The sequence below is a fragment of the Nigerium sp. genome, from assembly GCF_039811905.1.
GTDB lineage: Bacteria > Actinomycetota > Actinomycetes > Propionibacteriales > Propionibacteriaceae > Propioniciclava.
Genome location: NZ_JBDHZL010000002.1, coordinates 37,127 through 60,124 on the forward strand (window position 1 = coordinate 37,127; position 22,998 = coordinate 60,124).

Genomic DNA, 22,998 nt, shown 5'->3' on the forward strand with positions numbered 1-22,998 from the left:
GAGACGCGAAGCGCCCACCGTGGACAAACGTCCCGTATTCTGGGAATCCCCCGGGACGACAAGGAAGAGGATATTGAAGTGAGTTCCGATCAACCGGCGGCGAGGCGTCCCCGCGTGCTCGTGGCCGAAGATGAGGCGCTGATCCGCCTCGATCTCGTCGAGTTGCTGACCGGCGAGGGTTATGACGTGGTCGGCGAGGCGGCCGACGGGGAAGAAGCGCTCGCCAAGGCGCGCGAGCTCGACCCCGACCTCGTGGTGATGGACGTCAAGATGCCCAAGATGGACGGCATCACCGCGGCGTCCGAGATCGCCAAGGAGCGCATCGCGCCCGTCGTGATGCTGACCGCGTTCAGCCAGCGCGACCTGGTCGACCGTGCGCGGCAGGCCGGCGCGATGGCGTACGTTGTGAAGCCGTTCGACGCCTCCGACGTCGTCCCCGCGATCGAGCTGGCCATGGGCCGCTACGCGGAGATCCGCGCGGTGGAGGACGAGGTGAGCGACCTGACCGAGCGTCTCGAGTCGCGCAAGGCGGTCGATCACGCGAAGGGCCTGCTCATGGAGGGCCTCGGGCTCTCCGAGCCGGAGGCGTTCCGCTGGATTCAGAAGACCGCGATGGACCTGCGCAAGTCGATGCGCGAGGTCGCCGAGAGCGTTATCGAGCACAACAAGAAGGACGCCGCACCCAAGCCCAGGCGGCGGGCGCGGCGTCCCGAGCCCGAGGACGAGGCGGACGACTGATCAGCGACGAGGGCGCCGCAGGGCGCACGTGAGACGGGCGGTGCAGATGCGCCGCCCGTCGTCGTCTGTCAGGACGACGTCGTAGGACGCCGTCGTGCCCCCCACGAACAGCGGCGTCGCCACCCCGTGGACGCTGCCGCTGCGCACCGCGCGGTGGTGCGTCGCGTTGATGTCGACCCCGAACACCATCCCGCCCTCGCCGACCTCGGCGTAGGCGGCCATCGACCCGAGCGTCTCGGCCATCACGCAGGACGCCCCGCCGTGCCAGAACCCGGCCGGCTGGGTGTTGCCGTCGACCGGGCAGACGCCGGCGCAGCGTTCGGGCGTGATCTCGGTCAGCGTGAAGCCCATGGTCTCGATGAGGGGGCTGCGGCACGCCGCCAGCCAGTCCGGTAGCTCGGTCACGGGGCCCAGACTAGAGTGCGCCTGTGACCGCGACGAGCCCCGACACCACGTCCGACCGGCCCCGGCTGCTGCTCATCGATGGGCACTCCGTGGCCTACCGGGCCTTCTTCGCTCTGCCCGTGGAGAACTTCTCGACGAGCACCGGGCAGCACACGAACGCGGTCTACGGGTTCACCTCGATGCTGATCAACGTGCTGCGCGACGAGCAGCCGACGCACCTGGCGGTCGCCTTCGACGTGTCGCGGCAGACCTTCCGGTCGGAGACGTACGCCGATTACAAGGCGAATCGCGCGACGTCGCCCGAGGAGTTCCGCGGGCAGGTCGCGCTCATCAAGGAGGTGCTGGACGCCCTCAACATCGTCCACGTGGACGCCGACGGCTTCGAGGCCGACGACATCATCGCGACGCTGAGCCGGGAGGCGTCCGCGGCGGGGTTCCAGACGCTCATCTGCACCGGTGACCGCGACTCGATGCAGCTCGTCGACGACCTCACGACGGTGCTCTACCCGCGCAAGGGCGTCTCCGACCTGGCGCGCATGACGCCCGCGACGGTGGAGGAGAAGTACCTCGTCGCGCCGAAGCGGTACCCCGAGCTGGCGGCGCTGGTGGGCGAGACGTCCGACAACCTGCCCGGCGTCCCGGGGGTGGGGCCGAAGACGGCCGCGAAGTGGCTCGCCGCGTACGACGGGCTGGAGGGCGTCCTGGCGCACGCGGACGAGATCCGCGGCAAGGTGGGCGACTCGCTGCGGGCGCACCTCGACGACGTCCGGAGGAACCGGACGCTGAACGCCCTCGTCGCCGACCTGGAGCTCCCGGGCGTCACGCTCGGCGGGCTGGAGCGGCGCGACTGGAACCGCGAGGCCGTGCACACGCTGTTCGACAGCCTGGAGTTCCGCGTGCTGCGCGACCGGCTGCTGGAGACGCTGCCCGAGTCGGAGAATGAGCCGACCGGGGGCTTCGACCTCGACGGTGCGACGCTCGAGCCCGGCGAGGTGAGCGCCTGGCTGGAGGAGCATGCGTCCGGGCTGGTCGGCGTCCACCCGGTGGGGCAGTGGCGGGCCGGCACCGGCGACCTCGTCGGGCTGGCCCTCGCGACGCCCGCCGGCGACGGCGCGTGGATCGACGTGTCGACGTTGTCCCCGGCCGACGACGAGGCGCTGGCGGCGTGGCTGGCGGACGCGGGGCGTCCCAAGGCGTTCCACGACGCGAAGGGGCCGCTGCTCGCCCTGTGGGCGCGCGGCTGGGACCTGGCGGGGCTGGCCTGCGACACGCAGTTGGCCGCGTACCTGCTGCGTCCGGATCAGCGGGTCTTCGATCTGGCCGATCTGACGGTTCGGCACCTGAAGCGCGAGCTGTCCCTGGACGCCGCCGAGCCGGCGGCCGAGTCGGCCCAACTCACGCTCGACCTCGACGTCGGCGAGGACGCGGTGGGGTCCGACGCGATGATTCGCGCGCGGGCGGTGGTCGACCTGGCGGAGGTGCTCGCCGAGGAGCTGGCGTCCCACGGCGGGACCCCGCTGCTGGAGGAGGTCGAGCTGCCGCTGTCGCGGACGCTGGCCGTCATGGAGCGCACCGGCATCGCCGTGGACGCCGACCATTTCGAGCGCCTCCACGTCGAGTTCGACGCCGAGGTGCGGCAGGCGGAGTCGGACGCCTACGGCGTCCTCGGCAAGCAGATCAACCTGGGCTCGCCGAAGCAGTTGCAGGCCGTGCTGTTCGACGAGCTGAAGATGCCGAAGACCCGCCGGACGCGGACCGGCTACACGACCGACGCCGACGCCCTGGAGCAGCTGTTCGCGAAGACGGAGCACCCGTTCCTGGCGCATCTGCTGCGGCACCGCGACCAGATCCGGCTGCGGCAGACGGTGGAGGGGCTGCAGAAGTCCATCGCGGACGACGGCCGCATCCACACGACGTACAGCCAGACCATCGCGGCCACCGGACGCCTCAGCTCGACCGACCCGAACCTGCAGAACATCCCCATCCGGACGGCGGCGGGCCGCCGCATCCGCGACGGGTTCGTCGTCGGCGCGGGCTACGAGGCGCTGATGAGCGCCGACTACAGCCAGATCGAGATGCGCATCATGGCGCACGTGTCGGAGGATGCGGCGCTCATCGAGGCGTTCAACTCGGGCGCCGACTTCCACTCGGTGACGGCCGCGCGCGTGTTCGGCGTGGATCCGCTGGAGGTCACCGGCGAGCAGCGGGCCAAGATCAAGGCGATGAACTACGGGCTGGCGTACGGCCTGAGCGCGTTCGGGCTGTCGGGGCAGCTCGGCATCTCGACGGCCGAGGCCCGCGGCCTCATGGAGGAGTACTTCGAGCGGTTCGGGCACGTGCGCGACTACCTCACCGAGGTGGTCGACATCGCGCGCAAGACCGGCTTCACCGAGACCCTGCTCGGACGCCGGCGCTACCTGCCCGACTTGACGTCGTCGAACCGGCAGCGGCGCGAGATGGCCGAGCGGATGGCGCTGAACGCTCCGATCCAGGGGTCGGCGGCCGACATCATCAAGGTCGCGATGCTCGACGTGGAGGCGGCCCTGGCCCGGGCCGGTCTGTCGTCGCGGATGCTGCTGCAGGTGCACGACGAACTCGTGTTCGAGGTCGCGCCCGGCGAACGGGAGGCCCTGGAGAGCCTGGTCAGGGAGAAGATGGGCCACGCCGTGGACCTCGCCGTCCCCCTCGACGTCTCCGTCGGCGTCGGGCGCTCCTGGCACGACGCCGCGCACTGAGGCGTCGCGGGGCCGCCCGTGGGTGTTTCTAGGCTGCGTTCTCCACACTCAGGCGTGGAGAACGCAGCACAGAAACGTCACAAAGCGCTCAGTGCAGTGTCGCTCAGTGCGCGTCGCTCAGTGCAGCGTCGCGAGGACTGCGGTGCGCTCGGTGTCGCCGTCGGTCCACGTGCCGGTGAGGTTGCCGACGACGCGGCCGGGCAGCTTGTGGTCGTCGTCGAGGACGCGCGCCAGCCGCACCTGCCCCGCCGAGTTCGCCACGAGGCTCGCCCCGCTGCCCTCGACGGCCATGGTCTTCTCGCCCGACGACAGGGACGCCTCGTTGTCCGCCTCGCGGATGACCCGGATCAGCTCCCCGAGGTAGTCCGGGTCGCCGGTGGCGTCGTAGACGTACCGGGTGCCGAGCAGCGAGTGCTCCATCGTGCCGAGCAGGTAGTCGGCGCCCTCGTCGATCGCCTCGGCGCGGTAGGTGAGGGGCACCTGGAAGGTGACCCCGCCGGACTTCACGAGGATCGTCTCCATGCCCACCTCGCCGGCCGGGTCGACGAACCGGAAGCGCGCGACCTTCTCGAGGTCGGCGGCGTCGCCCTTGAACCACGGCTGCTGCGGCAGCCAGGAGGCGATCAGCTCGAGCTTGCTGGGAACGAGGGTCGCGTCCGGGTGGACTTCTGCGATGCCGCTCATGAGGGTTCTCCTTCGCTGGGTTTGCTCAGGTGGAAGGCTAGCCGACGCCGCCCGGCCGCGGCCGAGCAAACCGGCCACAAGGGGCGTCCGGGGTGGTGACATCCGTGCAGCCGGTGCGAGGGGCGCGGGCAGATGGACGCCGCGGGCTCCTTTGGCGCGAGCGACAGGTCCGTCGATCCGCGCCCCGGCGCCGGCGAGCGTGGCCGCCAGCACCGGACGGCACCCCTCGGACGCCGCGACGACCAGCGCGAACCCCGCGCCCAGCACGGCCGCGAGCTGCAGCAGACCGGACGCCGTCGCCCCCGCCATCCCGGACGTCCCGAGCAGGGCCGCGAAGAAGGTGGTCGACAGCGCGGTGGAGCCCAGCGCGGCGATCACCGTCGGGACGACCGACTCCAATAGCCGGGCGCGATGCAGGACGCCGCGCGGCGTCCCGAGGTGATCGAGGTTCACCAGGCTCGCCCGCCGGTCGAGCACGGACGCCGTCTGGTTCAGCGCCGTGGACGCCGCCGCGACCACGAGCGCGATCGCGAGCGTCAGCAGCAGCCCGGCGGGCAGGTCGTGGGCGAGGATCCGGGCGAGGGTGGTGCGGGACGCGGACGCGCCCGCCGGTGGCATCACGAGGATCGCCCCGGCGGCGAATCCGACCGCCGCCAGCCCGCCCACGCCGCGCCAGGCCCCCTTCGGGTCGGCGAGCAGGCGCCGGCCGGCCAGGACGCCGACGGCCCCGCGTCCCCGGCGCAGCACCGTGCCCGCGAGCTGCACCAGCAGGGGTCCGACCAGGTTGATCGTCCCCTGGAACAGACCGAGCGAGACGACGATCAGCACGGCGGCGAGCGCGACGTCGAGCCGGCCGACGATCGGCGCGACCACGAGCCAGCCCCCGACGACCACCGCGATCCCCAGCAGCCGGACCAGGCGCAGCCGGGCGCGCCCGGCGGAGCGGGCCACCCCGAGCGGCGAGATGCGCACCGCCGACAGGCCCAGCAGGGCCGCGAGCCCCGCGAGGACGACGAGCCCGGCGCCGATCCCCGCGATCCACAGCGGCGGCAGCAGCATCTCACCGGCCCCGAGCGGCTGCCCCTGGAACGTCAGCAGCGCCCAGCCCGGCAGCGTCACGAGATAGACGAGCGTCCCGGCGGCGAAACCGACCGCGGCCTGCAGCATGGTCTCGAGCGTGGTCAGCCAGGTGACGTCGGCGGACGTCGCCCCGAGCAGGCGCAGCGCCGCCAGCCGGCGATCGCGTCCGAGGGCGCCCATCCGGGCGGCGGCGCCCCCGAGCGTCATGATCGGGACGAGCAACATCGCGGACGCGACCGCGGCGAGCATCGTCCACACCGCGGCGGTGGCGGCCGCCCCCATGCTGGGGTCGGCGGCCGCGGCGAGCGCCGGCGGGACGTCCGTCTGCCGTTGCCAGAACAGATGGAAGCCGCCCACGACGGCCTCCAGCAGCGCGGCGCTCGCGGCGAACGCGGCGACGGCGAGCAGGTCGATCCCGCCCTGGGCGGTGCCGCGGCGTCCGCGGAACAGGTGCGGGGCCAGAGACGTCATCGTGCGCACCGCGCTCACCGCCGTTCGTCGGCGCTGACGCGCCCGTCGCGCAGTTCCACGTGCCGCGAGCACCAGCCGGCGACGTGCGGGTCGTGCGTCACGACGATCAGCGTCGAGCCGAGGTCGGACGCCGCGTCCGTGAGCACGCTCATGACCTCCGCGCCGGTGGCCTGGTCAAGCGCGCCCGTGGGCTCGTCGGCGAAGACGACCGCCGGACGCCCCACGAGCGCCCGCGCGATCGCCACGCGCTGGGCCTGCCCGCCGGACAGCTCGCCCGGGCGGCGTCCCTCGAGGCCGGCGAGCCCGAACCGGGCCATCCAGTCGCGGGCGAGGGCGATCGCGCGCGGCCGCGGGCGTCCGGTGAGCAGCAGGGGGAGCGCGACGTTCTCGTCGGCGGGCAGTTCGGTGAGCAACTGGTTGTCCTGAAACACGAAGCCGAACCGCTCGCGGCGCAGGCGGCTGCGGGCGGCGTCCGGGAGGGCGGAGACCCGGTCGGCGCCCAGCGTGACCGCGCCGGCGTCCGGGACGAGGATGCCCGCGAGGCAGTGCAGCAGCGTCGACTTGCCCGAGCCGGACGGGCCCATGATCGAGACGGCCTCTCCGGGGCGGATCACCAGGTCGACGTCCGCGAGCGCGCGGACGCTCCCGAAGGTCTTCGTCAGCCCGGACGCCGCGAGCCCCGCGGCGACGGCGGTGTGGGTGGGTGCACTGTGTGGCATGGCGACCAGTGCATCGTCCGGACGCCTGCGCGGGCATCCTCCGGCGAGAGGGTTCGGCGGTCCGTCCTCGGGAGGAGGACGCGGAGGCGGGCGTCCCAAGGGGTGGTTTGAGGGGTCCGGCTTTGACCTGGTCAGGGGCGCTGGGTAGGCTGAGGAATCGGCGTGGTCTGTCTGCTGCCGGACCTAGGGTGGCAGGCGCGCAGGGTTACGCCGTCCACAACCATTGACACTGTAATCGGAGCCCTACTACATGACCTCCTCTCCTGAGGCCGCTCAGGTCGCTGTCGACGACATCGGCTCGGCGGAAGACTTCGCCGCCGCCGTCGACTCCACTATCAAGTACTTCAACGACGGTGACATCGTGACCGGTACCGTCGTCAAGGTCGATCGGGACGAGGTCCTGCTCGACATCGGTTACAAGACCGAAGGCGTCATCCCGTCCAAGGAACTCTCCATCAAGCACGACGTCGATCCGTTCGACGTGGTCAACGTGGGCGATGTGATCGAGGCTCTCGTCCAGACGAAGGAAGACAAGGAAGGCCGCCTCATCCTGTCCAAGAAGCGGGCTCAGTACGAGCGCGCCTGGGGCACGATCGAGAAGATCAAGGAAGAGGACGGCGTGGTGACCGGCCGGGTCATCGAGGTGGTCAAGGGTGGTCTGATCGTCGACATCGGCCTGCGCGGCTTCCTGCCCGCGTCGCTGGTCGAGATGCGGCGCGTCCGCGACCTGCAGCCCTACGTCGGCCAGGAGCTCGAGGCGAAGATCATCGAGCTCGACAAGAACCGCAACAACGTCGTGCTGTCGCGCCGGGCTTGGCTCGAGCAGACGCAGTCCGAGGTGCGGCACACCTTCCTCAACCAGTTGCAGCGCGGCCAGATCCGCCGGGGCATCGTCTCCAGCATCGTCAACTTCGGCGCGTTCGTCGACCTCGGCGGTGTGGACGGCCTGGTGCACGTGTCCGAGCTGTCCTGGAAGCACATCGACCACCCGAGCGAGGTCGTCGAGGTGGGCCAGGAGGTCACGGTCGAGGTGCTCGACGTCGACATGGATCGCGAGCGCGTCTCGCTGTCGCTCAAGGCGACGCAGGAAGATCCGTGGCAGACCTTCGCGCGCACCCACCAGATCGGCCAGATCGTGCCCGGCAAGGTCACGAAGCTGGTTCCGTTCGGCGCGTTCGTCCGCGTCGAGGAGGGCATCGAGGGCCTGGTGCACGTCTCCGAGCTCGCCGAGCGCCACGTGGAGATCCCCGAGCAGGTCGTCTCCGTCAACGACGAGGTCATGGTCAAGATCATCGACATCGATCTCGAGCGTCGCCGCATCTCCCTGTCGCTGAAGCAGGCGAACGAGGGCGTCGACGTGGCTGCGGACGATTTCGACCCGTCGCTGTACGGCATGACCGCCAGCTACGACGACCAGGGCAACTACATCTACCCCGAGGGTTTCGATCCCGACACCCAGGAGTGGAAGCCCGGTTACGAAGAGCAGCAGCGCGCGTGGGAGCAGCAGTACGCCGAGGCTCAGGCCCGCTGGGAGGCGCACAAGCGTCAGGTCGAGGAGGCCGAGGCTGCGGATCTCAACGCGGCGGCGTCCCCGAGCAACACCTCCAGCTACTCCGCCGGAGGCGCGCCGAGCCAGGCGGCCCCCGAGGGTTCGCTGGCGTCCGACGAGGCCCTGCAGGCCCTGCGCGACAAGCTGACCGGCGGCGCCCGCTGAGGGTGACCCCGGCCCGCTGAGGGCGTTTCTACGTGACGTTCTCCACACTCCGGTGTGGAGAACGTCACACGCTTTAACGGGACGCCGCGCCGTTTCCCACGGACGCCCGCCTGGTGGCGTCCGAGCGCGTGTCCTTGCGAGGGGCGTGTCTGTGTCGCGTGTCGGCCGGCGGCGAGGGTGTCGGACGCCCGGCGGCGAGGCGTCCTTCGGTGGGCGACCCTGACTGGCGCGTTCTCGCGCCTGGTCACTGAGCGGACGTCCGCTCGGGACGCCGGACCGGCAACGGGCCAGTCAGGGTCAGCCGGACAGGGACGCCCCCAGGGCAGGTCGCTCCCAGGGCAGGACGCTCCCAGGACAGGACGATCCAACCCCGGGCTCGGCCGGCGCACGCGCGGTCGGGGCCGAAGCGGCCGGCGCACGCGCGGCCCAGCCGAGGCGGACTGCGGCAGGCGTCCGGGGGATCTCAGGAGCGGACTCGCTCCGCGGGGGGCGTGTGACACTCTCCACACTGGCGTGTGGAGAGTGTCAGGTAGAAACGCGCGCGTCGCCGGACAATGTCACAGGCGGCTGACAGCATGACGACCATGACTCGCAGGATCGGTTTGACGGGGGGCATCGCGTCGGGCAAGACGGCCGTCTCCGACATGCTGGCGCGGCGGGGAGCGGTGATCATCGACTCCGACACGCTCGCGCGCGAGGTGGTCGAGCCGGGCACGCGCGGGCTCGAGGCCATCGTCGAGCGCTTCGCCACGACCGTGCTGACACCCGACGGCGCGCTCGACCGCGCCAAGCTCGGTCAGATCGTGTTCGACGACCCGGTGGCTCGGGCCGACCTGAACGCGATCGTGCACCCGGCGGTCCGGGCGCGGGCGGCCGAACTGCAACTCCAGGCGCCGCCGGGCGCGGTCGTGGTGCAGGTGATCCCGCTGCTGGTCGAGACCGGGCAGGCCGACGACTTCGACCTCGTGGTCGTCGTCGATGCCGACGAAGCGGTGCAGTTGCGGCGGCTCATGCAACGCAACGGCTACACGCCCTCGCAGGCGCGCGCGCGGCTCAAGGCGCAGGCGTCCCGGGCCGAGCGGCTCGAGGCGGCCGACCTTGTCATCGACAACTCGGCGGGGTTGCCCGAGTTGGAGGCCCAGGTCGACGCGCTGTGGCCCCGGCTCGCCGGCGAGCCGCGGTCGTAGGCGTCCGGTGCAGACGTCGACTTTGGTCTGACCCAAGGACGCCCATGGTCGCCCCTGCGCGCTCCCCGGCATGGCTAGTGTGGGCGACGGCTTTTTTCGGGAGGTACACGTGGGGCGGCAGGGTTCGTCGGAACGCGGTGGCCGGCTGCTCACCACGGTGTGGCTCGTGGCCGCCTGCACGGCGTTCGTCGGGTGGCTGATTCTGCACGGCGGCCGGGCCGATCAGACGTGGGCGGAGAGCTTCGTCAGCGCGCTGAACATGCCGTTCTCGTTCTCGGTCGTGTCGGTGGCCCTCCTGAGCCTGACGGCGACGGCACTCGCGCGCCGTAAACGCCTCGGTTTATGGACCGTGGTGGCCTTCCAGGTGTTCGGCATCGCCGCCTCTACCGAGGACCTGCTGACCCCCGACGCCGAGGGGGCGGGCGCTGGACAGCTGGCGTGGTGGACCTGGCTCGACGTCTTCTCCATCGTCGTCGGGGTCGTGGCGTGCTGGTGGCTGTGGCGCCTGCGACCGGCGTTCCGCGCGCGCATCCGTCCCGGCTCCTGGGTGCTGGCCACCGTGGCGGGCCTCGCCGGGCTGGCGGTGACGGTCGGCGTCACGGTGGCGATCTTGTGGGGGCTCGGCCTGACGGCGGTGGATTCCTCCGCGCTGCTGCTGGCCGTCGTCGCGGACGGATTCGGGTACAGCGATGCCTTGGCCGGCGCGATCGGCCGCGTCCCGCCGTGGGTTCCGGGGCTCACCTCGATCTTGACGGCGCTGTCGATCGTGGCGGCGTCCGTGGTGTTCCTCCGTACCGCCCGCGACCCGCACGCGTGGTCGGGCCGGCACGAGCTGGCGATCCGGCGGCTCGTCCGCGACCACGGGGAGGACGATTCGCTCGCCTACTTCGCGACCCGGCGCGACCGCTCCGCGATCCTCACGCCCGGCGACCGGGCGGTCGTCTCGTACCGGGTCGTCAACGGCGTCGCGTTGGCCGCCGGCGACCCGATCGGCGACCCACACGCGTGGCAGGAGGCCATCGGCCGTTGGCGGGCCGAGGCCCGCGAGCACGGCTGGTCGCCCGCGGTGCTGAGTGCGAGCGAGTCCGGCGCGCGGGCGTACGCGCACGCCGGCTTCCAGGTGCGGGCGATGGGCGACGAGGCGGTGCTCGAGGCGTCCCGGTTCACGCTGGAGGGGCCCGCGATGGCGGACGTCCGGCACGCCGTGCGGGCCGCGGAGGCGTCCGGGCTGCACGTGCAGTTGCGTCGCCAGGCCCAGCTGTCCCCGGCCGAGCGCCGCGAGATCGCCGTGGCGGCGCGGTCGTGGCTGCACGGCGAGTCGGAGCGTGGCTTCTCCATGGCGCTCAACCGGGAGATGGATCCGGCGGACGGGCGGATCCTCTACGTGACCGCTCACGAGGCCGACGGGTCGCTGGCCGGGGTGCTCGGGTTCGTGCCGTGGGGCCGGCGCGGGGTGTCTTTGGACGTGATGCGCCGGCGTCCGGACGCGCCGCACGGCGTGACCGAGCTCATGGTCTGCGAGCTGATGCGCCGAGGCCCGGAGGTTTCCGTCGCGCGGGTCTCGCTGAACTTCTGCATGTTCCGGTCGGTGTTCGCCGAATCGGCCAAGCTGGGCTCCGGGGGTCTGACCAAGCTCAACGGCTCGGTGCTGGGCTTCCTCGACCGCTTCTGGCAGCTCGAACGGCTGTACCGCTCCAACCGTCGCTACCGCCCGCGCTGGGTGCCGCGCTACGTCTGCTACGACGCGGCGTTCCTGCTGCCGAAGACGATCCTGGCGATGGGGTCGGCCGAGGGCTTCCTGCCGCAGGGGCCGCTGGCCCGACGGCGGGCGCGCGACCGCTCGCTGTCGCCGCTCGACCTCGCGGCCGTCGCCGAGTTGGACGCCGCCGCGCCGGCCCTCGCGCTGCCGTCGGTCCGGCGCACCGACGGCGAGCGCGTCCGGCTGCGGCACCTCGCCGAGCTGACGGACGCCGGCGGCGACGGCTACCCGGCGGCCGGTGAGCCGCCGACGGCGACGCTCGCCGAGCTGGCGTCCGAGTTGGCGTCTGGGCAGGCGTGCGGGGCTCAGACGGTGTCGGCCGTCGGGCGCGTCGCCCGCGTCCGCGACCACGGCGGGGTCGTCTTCGTCGACCTGATCGACGGCGCCGCCCGCGTCCAGGCGCTCGCCGAGCGCGCGGGCCTGGGCGCGGAGGCGCTCGACCGGCTGGCCCGCTGGGCCGACCGCGGCGACCTCGTCGAGGTGACGGGTCGCTGGGGCGCCTCCCGCACCGGGACGCCGTCGCTGCTCCTCACCGCGTGGCGCCTGCAGGCCAAGTGCCTGCGGCCGCTGCCGGAGGCGTCCTGGGGCGACCCGGAGGGGCGGGCGCGCCGCCGGTCGGACGACCTGGTGGTCCACCCCGCGGCGGCCGAGGTCCTGCGGACGCGGACGGCGATCGTCCGGGCGGTGCGCCGCCTGCTCGACGAACGGGGGTTCCTGGAGGTCGAGACGCCGGTGCTGCACGCGGTGCACGGCGGCGCGACGGCGCGTCCGTTCGTGACGCACGTGAACGCCTACGACCTCGACGTCTCCCTGCGCATCGCCCCCGAGCTCTACCTGAAACGCCTGGTCGTCGGGGGCATGGGCCCCCTGTACGAGATCAGCCGCAACTTCCGCAACGAGGGGGTCGACGCGACCCACAACCCCGAGTTCACCTCTCTGGAGGCCTACCAGCCGTACGCCGACTACACCGCGATGCGCCTCCTCACCGAAGACCTGGTGCGCGCGGCCGCGGTGGCGGCGTCCGGACGCCCGTCGCTCACCCTGCGCTCGGGCGAGCAGGTCGACCTCAGCGGCCCCTTCGCGGTGGTCAGCGTGACGGACGCCGTGTCGGCCGCGGTCGGCCGCCCGGTGAGCCTGTCCGACCCGCTGGACGACCTCGTCCGGCTGGCGCTCGACCACGGCATCGAGGTCGGCGACGGGCTCGGCGCGGGCGGCGTCCTGGAGGAGCTGTACGGCGAGCTCGTCGAGCCGCGCACCACCGCGCCGACGTTCTACACCGACTTCCCGCTCGAGACCTCCCCGCTCACCCGGCCGCATCGCACCGCGCCCGGCCACGTCGAGCGGTGGGACCTCGTCGTCGACGGCATGGAGCTGGGCACCGCGTACACCGAGCTCACCGACCCGCTCGATCAGCGGCGTCGCCTCACCGAGCAGTCGCTCCGCGCGGCCGAGGGCGACCCCGAGGCGATGGAGGTCGACGAGGATTTCCTCGCCGCGCTCGAGCTCGGCATGCCGCCCACGGGCGGGCTCGGCATCGGGCTGGATCGCCTCGTGATGCTGCTCACCGGCCAACCGATCCGTGGGGTGCTGGCCTTCCCCTTCGTGCGCCCGGGGGGTAGCCGTGAACTTGCTTGATGACTCCATCTACGTCGTCGTGGCCGTGCTGGCCGTGGCCGGGCTCGGCGGGGGAGCGTGGCTGACCTCCCGGACGCCGCGGAACCTCCGCGGCGCCGCCCTGAACGGCCTGGTGATCCTGGTCTCGTCGGTGCTGATCCTGGCCGGCGTCGGGCTCGTGCTGAACCGCTCCAACGCCTGGTTCGAGAAGCCGTCCGACATCCTGGGCGGCGCCGAGAGCAAGGAGGAGCATCAGCAGAAGGGGGCGGCGTCCGACACGTTCGTCCGCGAGGACGCGGTGACCCGCACCGACACCCGCGCCCTTCCCGCGCTGCCCGCCCCCGGGCAGCGCACCCAGGTGTTCAACGTGCCGACGTCGGTCGGGAACGCCACCTGGGCGGTGACCGTGATCCTGCCCAGCGGCTACTTCGAGCCCGGCGAGGCGCAGCGCGCCTACCCGGTGCTCATGGCGGGGCACGGGATGCCGGGCTCGACGCGGCAGTTCCAGTCGGTGATCGACATGGCCACGGTCGGCGACCAGGCCGTCTCGCAACGGAAGATCGCCCCATTCATCACCGTCGTGCCGAGCCTGATGCCGAACGGGAAAGACACCGAGTGTGTCCACGGCCCCGGCGGCGACACCCAGGTGGAGACGTGGCTGGCCCGGGACGTGCCCGCGTTCGTCGCCGAGCGGCTGCGCGTCGTGCCCCAGCGCAGCGGCTGGGCCTGGCTGGGCTTCTCGGCCGGCGCCTGGTGCGGGTCGATGGTGACGATGCGGCACCCCGACAGGTTCTCGGCGGCGGTGAGCCTGGGCGGCTACTTCCGGCCGGCGTGGACGTCCAAGCCGCCGCTCAACGCGCAGCGGTTGGCCGGCTACGACCTGGTCGCGCTGGCGAAAACCAAGCCGCCGCGCGTCGCGCTCTCCGTGCATTCGACCAGGAAGGACGCCTCGTCCTGGGCGAGCACGAAGCCGTTCCTGGAGAGCGCGCGGGCCCCGATGTCGGTCACCGCCGCCATCGACTCCGCGGGCGGGCACAACTTCAGCGTCTGGCGTCCACAGGTGCCCAAGGGGCTGGCCTGGCTGGGCGCCGGCGTCCCGGGGTTCAAGCCCTGAAACCCCGCGGGGGTGGCCCCAGCCCTTGCCACGAGTGATGAGATGGTGAGTATGACCGATCATTCGCTCCCACAGGATGTGCCGAACCAACTGTTCATCGACGGCCGCTGGGTCGACGGCTCCCGGGGTACCTTCGCCGTGGAGAACCCCGCGACCGGCGAGGTGCTCGCCGAGGTGGCCGATGCGAGCGTCGAGGACGGCATCTCTGCCCTGGACGCCGCGGTCGCCGCCCAGGATTCCTGGGCCCGCACGCCCGCCCGGACGCGAGCCGAGATCCTGCGCGCCGCCTTCGAGCTCGCGCGGCAGCGTTCCGACGACCTGGCCCGCGTCATGACCCTCGAGATGGGCAAGCCGCTGGCGGAGTCGCAGGGCGAGGTGACCTACGGCCTGGAGTACCTGCGCTGGTTCTCCGAGGAGGCCGCCCGCATCGACGGCAACTATCGCCCCTCGCCGGAGGGCAATTTCCGCCAGCTCGTGACGAAGCGTCCGGTGGGGCCGTCGCTGCTCATCACCCCCTGGAACTTCCCGCTCGCCATGATCACGCGCAAGGTCGCTCCGGCGCTCGCGGCCGGCTGCACGGTCGTCGTCCGTCCTGCGGGCCTGACGCCGCTGACGGCCCTGCTGTTCCTCAAGACCATCGAGGACGCCGGCGTCCCGGCGGGCGTGGTGAACCTGATCACCTCGCGTCAGCACGACGTGACGGACGCCCTTCTCGCCGACCCGCGCCTGCGCAAGCTGTCGTTCACCGGCTCGACGCCGGTCGGCAAAGCGCTGCTCAAGCAGGCCGCCGACGGCGTCCTGCGGACCTCCATGGAGCTGGGCGGCAACGCCCCCTTCCTGGTGTTCGAGGACGCCGACCTGGCCGCGGCCGCCGAGGGCGCCCAGCTCGCCAAGCTGCGGAACATGGGCGAGGCCTGCACGGCCGCGAACCGGTTCATCGTGCACGAGTCGGTGGCCGACGAGTTCGGACGCCTCCTCGCAGACCGCTTCTCGGGGCTCAGCGTCGGCGACGGCCTGGAGGGCCACGACATCGGCGCCCTCGTCAACGCGGACGCCCGCGACGGCATTCACGAGCTGGTGACCGAGGCGACGTCGGCCGGCGCCACGGTGCTCACCGGCGGCGAGCCCGGAGACGAACCCGGTTGGTTCTACCCGCCGACGGTGCTGACCGGCGTCGGCCGGGACGCCCGCGTCGTCACCGAGGAGATCTTCGGCCCGGTCGCCCCGATCGTCACGTTCGCCACCGAGGAGGAGGCGTTCGCCCTGGCCAACGCGGCGTCCGTCGGGCTGGCCGGGTACGTCTACACGCGCGACCTGAAGCGGGCGCTGCGGGCGTCCGAGCTGCTGCAGACGGGCATGATCGCGATCAACCAGGGCGTCCTGTCGAACGCCGCGGCGCCCTTCGGGGGCATCAAGCAGTCCGGGTTGGGGCGCGAGGGCGCCCACGACGGCATCGAGGAGTACCTCGAGACGATCTACGTCTGCCTGCCCGACCCGTTCGCCGGCTGACGCGCCGTCCCCCGGGGGCGAGTGGTCCCAGAGCGGGGGACGCCGGGCCCGCCGTCCGCCGTGGGCGGACGGCGGGCGTCCGTTTTTGTCGGAGTCCGACCGTACGCTGGAGCCATGCGCCCCGTGACAGACATCCAGCGCCGCGTCGCACCCTTCCACGTGGTGGCCGACTTCGCCCCGGCCGGCGATCAACCGGCGGCCATCGACGACCTCGAGCGGCGCGTGAAGGCGGGCGAGCAAGACGTCGTGCTGCTGGGCGCCACGGGCACGGGCAAGACGGCGACGATCGCCTGGCTGGCCGAGCGGCTGCAGCGGCCGATGTTGGTCATGCAGCCGAACAAGACGCTCGCGGCCCAGTTCGCGAACGAGCTGCGGCAGTTCTTCCCCGACAACGCGGTGGAGTACTTCGTGAGCTACTACGACTATTACCAGCCCGAGGCGTACGTGCCGCAGACCGATACGTACATCGAGAAGGATTCGTCGCTCAACGAAGAGGTCGAGCGGCTGCGTCACTCGGCCACGAACTCGCTGTTGACCAGGCGCGACGTCATCGTCGTCGCGACGGTCTCGGCGATCTACGGGTTGGGGACGCCGCAGGAGTACGTCGACCGCATGGTGCGGCTCCGGGTGGGCGAAGAGTGGGATCGGGATGCGCTGCTGCGCCGCCTCGTCGACATCCAATACGCGCGCAACGACCTGGCGGGCACGCGGGGCACGTTCCGGGTGCGGGGCGACACGCTCGAGGTCTTCCCGGTGTACGAGGAGAACGCGGTGCGCGTCGAGTTCTTCGGCGACGAGATCGAGGCGCTCACGACGCTCCACCCGCTGACCGGCGAGATCATCAGCACGGATGAGGAGGTGTACATCTTCCCGGCCTCGCACTACGTGGCGGGTCCGGAGCGGATGGAGCGGGCGATCGACGGCATCGAGTCGGAGCTGGAGGGCCGGCTCGCCGAGCTGGAGGGGCAGAACAAGCTGCTGGAGGCGCAGCGGCTGCGCATGCGCACCGGGTACGACGTCGAGATGATGCGTCAGATCGGCACCTGCTCGGGCATCGAGAATTACAGCCGCCACATCGACGGCCGCGGCCCCGGCACGCCGCCGAACTGCCTGCTCGACTACTTCCCCGAAGATTTCGTGCTCGTCGTCGACGAGTCGCACGTGACCGTCCCGCAGATCGGCGGCATGTACGAGGGCGACATGAGCCGCAAGCGCACGCTGGTCGACTTCGGGTTCCGGCTGCCGAGCGCGATGGACAACCGGCCGCTGCGCTTCGAGGAGTTCACCGAGCGCATCGGCCAGACCGTGTATCTGTCGGCGACGCCGGGGCCCTACGAGTTGGCGCGCGGCGACGGGTTCGTGGAGCAGGTCATCCGGCCGACCGGCCTGGTCGACCCCGAGGTGGTCGTGAAGGGCACGAAGGGCCAGATCGACGACCTCATGGGCGAGATCAAGCTGCGCGTGGAGCGCAACGAGCGCGTCCTGGTCACCACGCTGACGAAGAAGATGGCCGAAGACCTGACCGACTACCTGATGGAGAACGGCGTCCGCACGCGGTACCTGCACTCCGAGGTCGACACGCTGCGGCGGGTCGAGCTGCTGCGCGAGTTGCGGCTGGGGGAGTACGACGTGCTGGTCGGCATCAACCTGCTGCGCGAGGGGCTCGACCTGCCTGAGGTCTCCCTCGTGTCGATTCTGGACGCCGACAAGGAGGGCTTCCTGCGGTCGGAACGCTCGCTGATCCAGACCATCGGCCGCGCCGCGCGCAACGTCGCGGGCCAGGTACACATGTACGCCGACAAGATCACCCCGTCCATGGAGGCGGCGATCGACGAGACGAATCGCCGCCGCGACAAGCAGATCGCCTACAACCGCGAGCACGGCATCGACCCGCAGCCGCTGCGCAAGAAGATCGCCGACATCACCGACATGCTGGCGCGGGAAGACGCGGATACGGCGGAGCTCGTCGCGAAGGCCGGTGCGAAGAAGGTCTCCCCGACGCCGTCCCGGGAGGCGCGCGACGTGGAGGCGCTGCCGACGTCCGAGCTGGCCGGGCTGGTCACCGAGCTCACCGAGCAGATGCACCAGGCGGCGAAGGAGCTGCAGTTCGAGGTCGCGGCGCGCCTGCGCGACGAGATCGCCGACCTGAAGAAGACGCTGCGGCAGATGGTCGCGGCGACGAAGTAGCCGCGCGGCGTCCGGGTCGCAGCTCTCGGACGCCGGTCGGCGCAGCACGGACGCGAGCGCAAGGAGGGCTCATGATGACGTATCCGGACTGGGTGACCACGGCCACGCGACGGCTGTCGCCGGGCGACATTGCTCTGGTGAAGGGGTGCTGCATCGCGTTCGGCGTCCTGCTGGCGCAGCGCCTCCCGGCCGTCCGCCGTCTCGACGAGCGTGTCGTGGGTGGGGCGGTCGTCGCGCTGGCGATCAAGCCGGCGGCGTCCGCGCTGGGGTGCCGCCGCAGCCACTCAGGGTAGGCCAGGCGTCCGCTCAGGCCCCGGCGGGCCCGTCGGGGGCCGGCCGACCGTCGAGGGTGAGCTGCAGGAAGGCGAGGTCGAGCCAGCGGCCGAATTTCATGCCGACCTGGGGCAGCAAACCGACGGACGTGAACCCGAGCCGCTCGTGCAGCCGGATCGATCCGGTGTTGCTCGCGTCGATGCCCGCGACCATCACGTGCTTGCCGAGGCGGCGGGCCTCGTCGATGAGGGCGACCATGAGCGTGCGGCCGAGGCCGCGTCCGCGCGCGTCGGCGTGCACGTACACCGAGTGCTCGACCGTGTGGCGGTAGCCGTCGAAGGCGCGCCAGTCGCCGAAGGTGGCGTAGCCCAGCACCCGGTCGTCCTCGGCGGCGACGAGCACCGGGTAGCCGAGGTCGCGGTGGGCCGTCAGCCAGGCGGCGCGATTCGTGGCGTCGACGAGCTCGTCGTTCCAGATGGCGGTCGAGTGGGCGACGGCGTCGTTGTAGATCGCGGCGATGCCGGGGGCGTCCTCCTCCCGGGCCGCGCGGATCTCCATCACCAACCGCGCTCGCGCCACTCGGCGAGGTGCGGACGCTCGGCGCCCAGCGTCGTGCCGGCGCCGTGGCCCGGCCGGACGACCGTGTCGTCGCCGAAGCGGTCGAAGAGCTTCGTCGTCACGTCGTGGTAGAGGGAGTCGAAGTCCTCGGGGTTGTTCGTGCGGCCCACGCCGCCGGGGAACAGCGAGTCGCCCGTGAACAGCTCGGCCGGGCCCCCCTCCGGCGTATAAGCCAGCGCGATCGACCCGGGCGTGTGCCCGACGAGGCCGATCACCTCGAGCCGCTCGGCGCCGACGTCCACGAAGTCCCCGTCCCACACGCCCTCCAGCGGCAGCGTCGTGGCCGATTCGATCGCCGAGACGTCGGGCGTCCCGGCGATGAGCCGCGCCCCGGACGCCTTCGCGACCGGCACCAGCGCCTGGATGTGGTCGGGGTGCCGGTGGGTCGTGACGATCGTCTCGAGCCGTGTGCCGTTGATGAGTTCCAGCAGTTTGGTGGGATCGTTCGCGGCGTCCACGAGCACACCGACGTCGCCGTCGGTGAGCAGGTAAGCGTTGTTGTCCATCGGCCCGACGGACATGGTCGACACGCGCATGAGTGCGGCCCTTTCAGCTCGACAGGGGGAAGAGGACGCCTTCCGCCGCGTCCACGGTACTGCCATCTTCGCGGCCCGTGACCCAACCCCACAGGGCGGCATCGGTGCCGGTCACCTCGCGTCGTTCACCCACGCCCCCGAGGGATTCGCTGACCCCGGACGCGCTGCGCACGTCCACGGCCGGCACGTGCGCGCTCTCTGCCAGTCGATCGCACGACCACTGCAGCAGCCAGCGCGCCGGCACAGGGTCGATGAGGTGACTGGCGAAGCCGGTGTCGAGGTCGAGGTGGTGCAGGCACACCTCGTGCAGCCGCGCGATCGTGACCGCGGCCAGCGGATGCTCCCCGATCGGCAGGGTCACCGGCACGAGCCAGTCGACGACCTCGGCGAAGGCCTCCTCCAGCGCTCCGGCGGCCGTGTCGAGGTCGATCTGCAACTCCAGCCCCGAGCGCTCGGAGCCGCGCTCGATGTCGGCGAGTCGCTGCCCTTCGTTCGCGTACAGCGGAACCATCCGCCCGGACGCCGTGTTCCGCACGACGTGCGACAGCGCGTCGGCGCCCCGCGCGAGGTGGGTGGCGACGTGGGCGCGCGACCAGCCCGGCAGCAGGCTCGGCTGCTGCCATTCGGCGTCGCTGAGCACGATCGTGTCGCCCAGCAGGCTCTGGGTGGCCTCGTTGAGGCGTTTGCGCACCGTCTCGACCTGGCCCAGGCGGATGATGTCGCGCATGCCTCCAACTTAGGGCCTCCTTCCCTCGGGGGCATCCCCGCGGGGAAAGTGTCGGAGCCACCGCCTACGATGAGCGCCGTGAATGATCGACTCCTCGTGCGCGGCGCGCGCGAGAACAACCTCCGCAATATCTCCCTCGATCTGCCGCGGGACGCCCTGATCGTGTTCACCGGCCTGTCCGGGTCCGGCAAGTCGTCGCTGGCGTTCGACACGATCTTCGCCGAGGGGCAGCGTCGCTATGTGGAGTCGCTGTCGGCCTACGCGCGGCAGTTCCTGGGTCAGATGGATAAGCCGGATGTCGACTTCATCGAGGGCCTGAGCCCGGCGGTCTCGATCGACCAGAAGTCGACCAACCGCAACCCGCGCTCCACCGTGGGCACGATCACCGAGATCTACGACTACCTGCGCCTCCTCTTCGCACGGGCGGGGCGTCCGCACTGCCCGGTCTGCGGCGAGCCGATCAGCCGGCAGACGCCGCAGCAGATCGTCGACCGCCTCCTGGCGCTCGACGAGGGCACCCGGTTCCAGGTGCTGGCCCCCGTCGTCCGCGGCCGCAAGGGCGAGTACCACGACCTGTTCCGCAACCTGGTCACGCAGGGGTTCACGCGCGTCCGGGTCGACGGCGAGGTGCATCAGCTCGCCAGCCCACCCACGCTTGACAAGCAGAAGAAGCACAACATCGAGGTGGTCGTCGACCGGCTGGCCGTGAAGCCGACCGTGAAGCAGCGCCTCACCGACTCGATCGAGACGGCGCTGGGGCTGGCGTCCGGGGTGGTGGCGGTCGACTTCGTCGACCTGCCGACGTCCGACCCGAACCGCGAGCGCCGCTACTCCGAGAAGTTGGCCTGCCCGAACGCGCACGACATCTCGATCGAAGAGCTCGAGCCCCGGCAGTTCTCGTTCAACGCCCCGTGGGGTGCCTGCCCCGAGTGCTCGGGCCTCGGCACGCGGATGGAGGTCGATCCCGACCTCGTCGTGCCCGACCGCAGCAAGAGCCTCAGCGAGAACGCGGTCGCGCCGTGGTCGTCCATCTACGTGTCGGGGTACTTCCAGACGCTGTTCCGCACCCTCGGGCGCGAGCACGGCTTCTCGGTCGACACGCCGTGGAGCGAGCTGCCGGCGTCCGTGCGGGGGCTGATCCTGAACGGCGTGAAGGGCACGATCCACGTGTCCACGCGGACGCGGCACGGCCGCGAGCAGAACTACAACGCGAAGTTCGAGGGCGCGATCCCCTACGTGCGGCGGCGGTTCGCCGAGGCCGAGACCGACAACTCGCGCGAGCGGTTCGCCGGCTACATGCGCGAGATCCCCTGCGACGCCTGTCACGGCGCGCGGCTGAAGCCGTCCTCGCTGGCGGTCACGGTCGACGGCAAGAACATCGCCCAGGTGGCCGACCTGTCGATCGCCGACGTCGCCGTGTTCATGCGCGGCCTCACCCTCACCGAGCGCGAGGCGGCCATCGCCGAGCGCGTGGTGAAAGAGATCAACGAGCGCCTCCGGTTCCTGCTCGACGTGGGGCTCGACTACCTGACGCTGTCGCGGTCGGCGGGCAGCCTGTCGGGCGGCGAGGCGCAGCGCATCCGGCTGGCGACGCAGATCGGGTCCGGGCTCGTCGGCGTCCTGTACGTGCTCGACGAGCCGTCCATCGGGCTGCACCAGCGCGACAACCGGCGGCTCATCGACACGCTGGTGCGGCTGCGCGACATGGGCAACACGCTCATCGTCGTCGAGCACGACGAAGACACGATCCGGGTGGCCGACTGGGTCGTCGACATCGGCCCGGGCGCGGGCGAGCACGGCGGCAAGGTGGTCGTCTCCGGGTCTGTCGACCAGCTGCTGAAGAGCAAGGAGTCCCTGACGGGCGCGTACCTGGCCGGCCGGCGGGAGATCCCGGTGCCGGCGATCCGGCGTCCGGGTAACGGCAAGAAGCTCACGGTCCACGAGGCGACGGAGAACAACCTGCGCGGCGTCACCGTCGACTTCCCGCTCGGGCGGTTCATCGCGGTCACGGGCGTGTCGGGGTCGGGCAAGTCGTCGCTGGTGAACCAGATCCTCTACCGGGCACTCGCCAAAGAGCTCTACGGGGCGAAAGACGTGCCGGGCCGGCACGAGCGCATCACAGGGCTGTCCGAGATCGACAAGGCGATTCACGTCGACCAGTCGCCGATCGGGCGGACGCCGCGCTCGAACCCGGCGACGTACACGGGCGTGTTCGACCGCATCCGCAAGCTGTTCGCCGAGACGCCGGAGGCGAAGGTCCGCGGGTACCAGCCGGGGCGGTTCTCGTTCAACGTGAAGGGCGGCCGCTGCGAGAACTGCGCCGGCGACGGCACGATCAAGATCGAGATGAACTTCCTGCCCGACGTGTACGTGCCCTGCGAGGTGTGCCACGGCGCGCGGTACAACCGCGAGACGCTCGAGGTGCACTACAAGGGCAGGACCATCGCCGAGGTGCTGCACATGCCGATCGAGGAGGCGGTGGAGTTCTTCGCCGCGATCCCCGGCATCGCCCGGCACCTGACCACGCTGGTCGACGTCGGCCTCGGGTACGTGCGCCTGGGCCAGCCGGCGACCACCCTGTCGGGCGGCGAGGCCCAGCGCGTCAAGCTGGCCGCCGAGCTGCAGAAGCGCTCCACCGGCCGCACGGTGTACGTGCTCGACGAGCCGACGACCGGCCTGCACTTCGAAGACATCAACAAGCTCCTCCTCGTGCTGGGCCGCCTGGTCGACGCCGGCAACACGGTCATCGTGATCGAGCACAACCTCGACGTGATCAAGACCGCCGATTGGCTGATCGACATGGGCCCCGAGGGCGGCTCGCGCGGCGGCGAGGTCGTGGCGGTCGGCACGCCCGAGCAGGTGGCGGGCAACCCGGCGTCCTTCACCGGGGAGTACCTCAAGCCCCTCCTCGCCTAGGGTGCCCGGACG

The 22,998-nt window shown here is 71.4% G+C and carries 15 protein-coding genes and 1 pseudogene; 10 read left to right on the forward strand and 6 right to left on the reverse strand.

Annotated features, from left to right (window positions below; translation table 11 throughout):
* The first annotated feature begins 72 nt into the window (after window positions 1–72).
* The gene (locus tag WMJ97_RS00930) at window positions 73–738 is read left to right on the forward strand and encodes a response regulator (protein WP_347347148.1); all 666 of its coding nucleotides are present in this window, start codon (window positions 73–75) and stop codon (window positions 736–738) included.
* On the opposite strand, the gene WMJ97_RS00935 is transcribed toward WMJ97_RS00930, so the two are convergent.
* The gene (locus WMJ97_RS00935) at window positions 739–1,143 is read right to left on the reverse strand and encodes a hotdog fold thioesterase (protein ID WP_347347075.1); all 405 of its coding nucleotides are present in this window, start codon (window positions 1,141–1,143) and stop codon (window positions 739–741) included.
* Window positions 1,144–1,166: 23 nt separating this feature from the next.
* Between WMJ97_RS00935 and polA the strand changes: the two genes are divergently transcribed.
* Complete coding sequence (gene polA, locus WMJ97_RS00940; protein WP_347347076.1) at window positions 1,167–3,878, forward strand: DNA polymerase I; 2,712 nt, start codon at window positions 1,167–1,169, stop codon at window positions 3,876–3,878.
* A 117-nt stretch (window positions 3,879–3,995) separates the two neighbouring features.
* Here polA and WMJ97_RS00945 read toward each other — a convergent pair whose 3' ends face one another.
* Entirely contained in the window at window positions 3,996–6,113 is a 2,118-nt protein-coding gene (locus tag WMJ97_RS00945) for an FtsX-like permease family protein (protein WP_347347077.1), read from the reverse strand.
* Window positions 6,114–6,127: 14 nt separating this feature from the next.
* Window positions 6,128–6,832: an ABC transporter ATP-binding protein gene (locus tag WMJ97_RS00950; protein WP_347347078.1), complete on the reverse strand. Its 705-nt coding sequence runs from the start codon at window positions 6,830–6,832 to the stop codon at window positions 6,128–6,130.
* 250 nt (window positions 6,833–7,082) lie between these two features.
* Between WMJ97_RS00950 and rpsA the strand changes: the two genes are divergently transcribed.
* The 7 genes from rpsA (at window position 7,083) to WMJ97_RS00985 (ending at window position 18,209) form a co-directional block, all read left to right on the forward strand.
* Entirely contained in the window at window positions 7,083–8,546 is a 1,464-nt protein-coding gene (gene rpsA / locus WMJ97_RS00955; RefSeq protein WP_347347079.1) for a 30S ribosomal protein S1, read from the forward strand.
* A 584-nt stretch (window positions 8,547–9,130) separates the two neighbouring features.
* Window positions 9,131–9,733: a dephospho-CoA kinase gene (gene coaE / locus WMJ97_RS00960; protein ID WP_347347080.1), complete on the forward strand. Its 603-nt coding sequence runs from the start codon at window positions 9,131–9,133 to the stop codon at window positions 9,731–9,733.
* A 109-nt stretch (window positions 9,734–9,842) separates the two neighbouring features.
* Window positions 9,843–13,127 carry a bifunctional lysylphosphatidylglycerol synthetase/lysine--tRNA ligase LysX gene (lysX, locus tag WMJ97_RS00965; protein WP_347347081.1) on the forward strand — a complete coding sequence of 1,095 codons (3,285 nt, stop codon included), beginning with the start codon at window positions 9,843–9,845 and terminating at the stop codon, window positions 13,125–13,127.
* Window positions 13,114–14,220 (forward strand): alpha/beta hydrolase-fold protein, encoded by a 1,107-nt coding sequence (locus WMJ97_RS00970; protein WP_347347082.1) that lies wholly within the window; start codon window positions 13,114–13,116, stop codon window positions 14,218–14,220. The genes lysX and WMJ97_RS00970 overlap by 14 nt, the downstream gene beginning before the upstream one ends.
* Window positions 14,221–14,265: 45 nt before the next feature.
* Window positions 14,266–15,729 carry an NAD-dependent succinate-semialdehyde dehydrogenase gene (locus tag WMJ97_RS00975; RefSeq protein ID WP_347347083.1) on the forward strand — a complete coding sequence of 488 codons (1,464 nt, stop codon included), beginning with the start codon at window positions 14,266–14,268 and terminating at the stop codon, window positions 15,727–15,729.
* 114 nt (window positions 15,730–15,843) lie between these two features.
* Window positions 15,844–17,916, forward strand: coding sequence for an excinuclease ABC subunit UvrB (gene uvrB / locus WMJ97_RS00980; protein WP_347347084.1), 2,073 nt, complete (start codon window positions 15,844–15,846; stop codon window positions 17,914–17,916).
* 71 nt (window positions 17,917–17,987) lie between these two features.
* Window positions 17,988–18,209, forward strand: coding sequence for a hypothetical protein (locus tag WMJ97_RS00985; RefSeq protein ID WP_347347085.1), 222 nt, complete (start codon window positions 17,988–17,990; stop codon window positions 18,207–18,209).
* Window positions 18,210–18,222: 13 nt separating this feature from the next.
* Here WMJ97_RS00985 and WMJ97_RS00990 read toward each other — a convergent pair whose 3' ends face one another.
* From WMJ97_RS00990 to WMJ97_RS01000, 3 genes are read right to left on the reverse strand one after another with little or no spacing between them, the layout of a single operon-like run.
* Window positions 18,223–18,747, reverse strand: coding sequence for an N-acetyltransferase family protein (locus WMJ97_RS00990; protein WP_347347086.1), 525 nt, complete (start codon window positions 18,745–18,747; stop codon window positions 18,223–18,225).
* A complete protein-coding gene (locus WMJ97_RS00995; protein ID WP_347347087.1) occupies window positions 18,747–19,343 on the reverse strand; it encodes an MBL fold metallo-hydrolase in 597 nt (198 codons plus the stop codon). Before WMJ97_RS00995 ends, WMJ97_RS00990 begins: the two co-directional genes overlap by 1 nt.
* 13 nt (window positions 19,344–19,356) lie before the next feature.
* Window positions 19,357–20,070 carry a maleylpyruvate isomerase N-terminal domain-containing protein gene (locus WMJ97_RS01000; protein ID WP_347347088.1) on the reverse strand — a complete coding sequence of 238 codons (714 nt, stop codon included), beginning with the start codon at window positions 20,068–20,070 and terminating at the stop codon, window positions 19,357–19,359.
* Window positions 20,071–20,139: 69 nt separating this feature from the next.
* Here WMJ97_RS01000 and uvrA point away from each other — a divergent pair.
* Window positions 20,140–22,980, forward strand: a pseudogene (uvrA, locus tag WMJ97_RS01005) (excinuclease ABC subunit UvrA); the annotation flags it as partial.
* Between the last annotated feature and the right edge of the window lie 18 nt (window positions 22,981–22,998).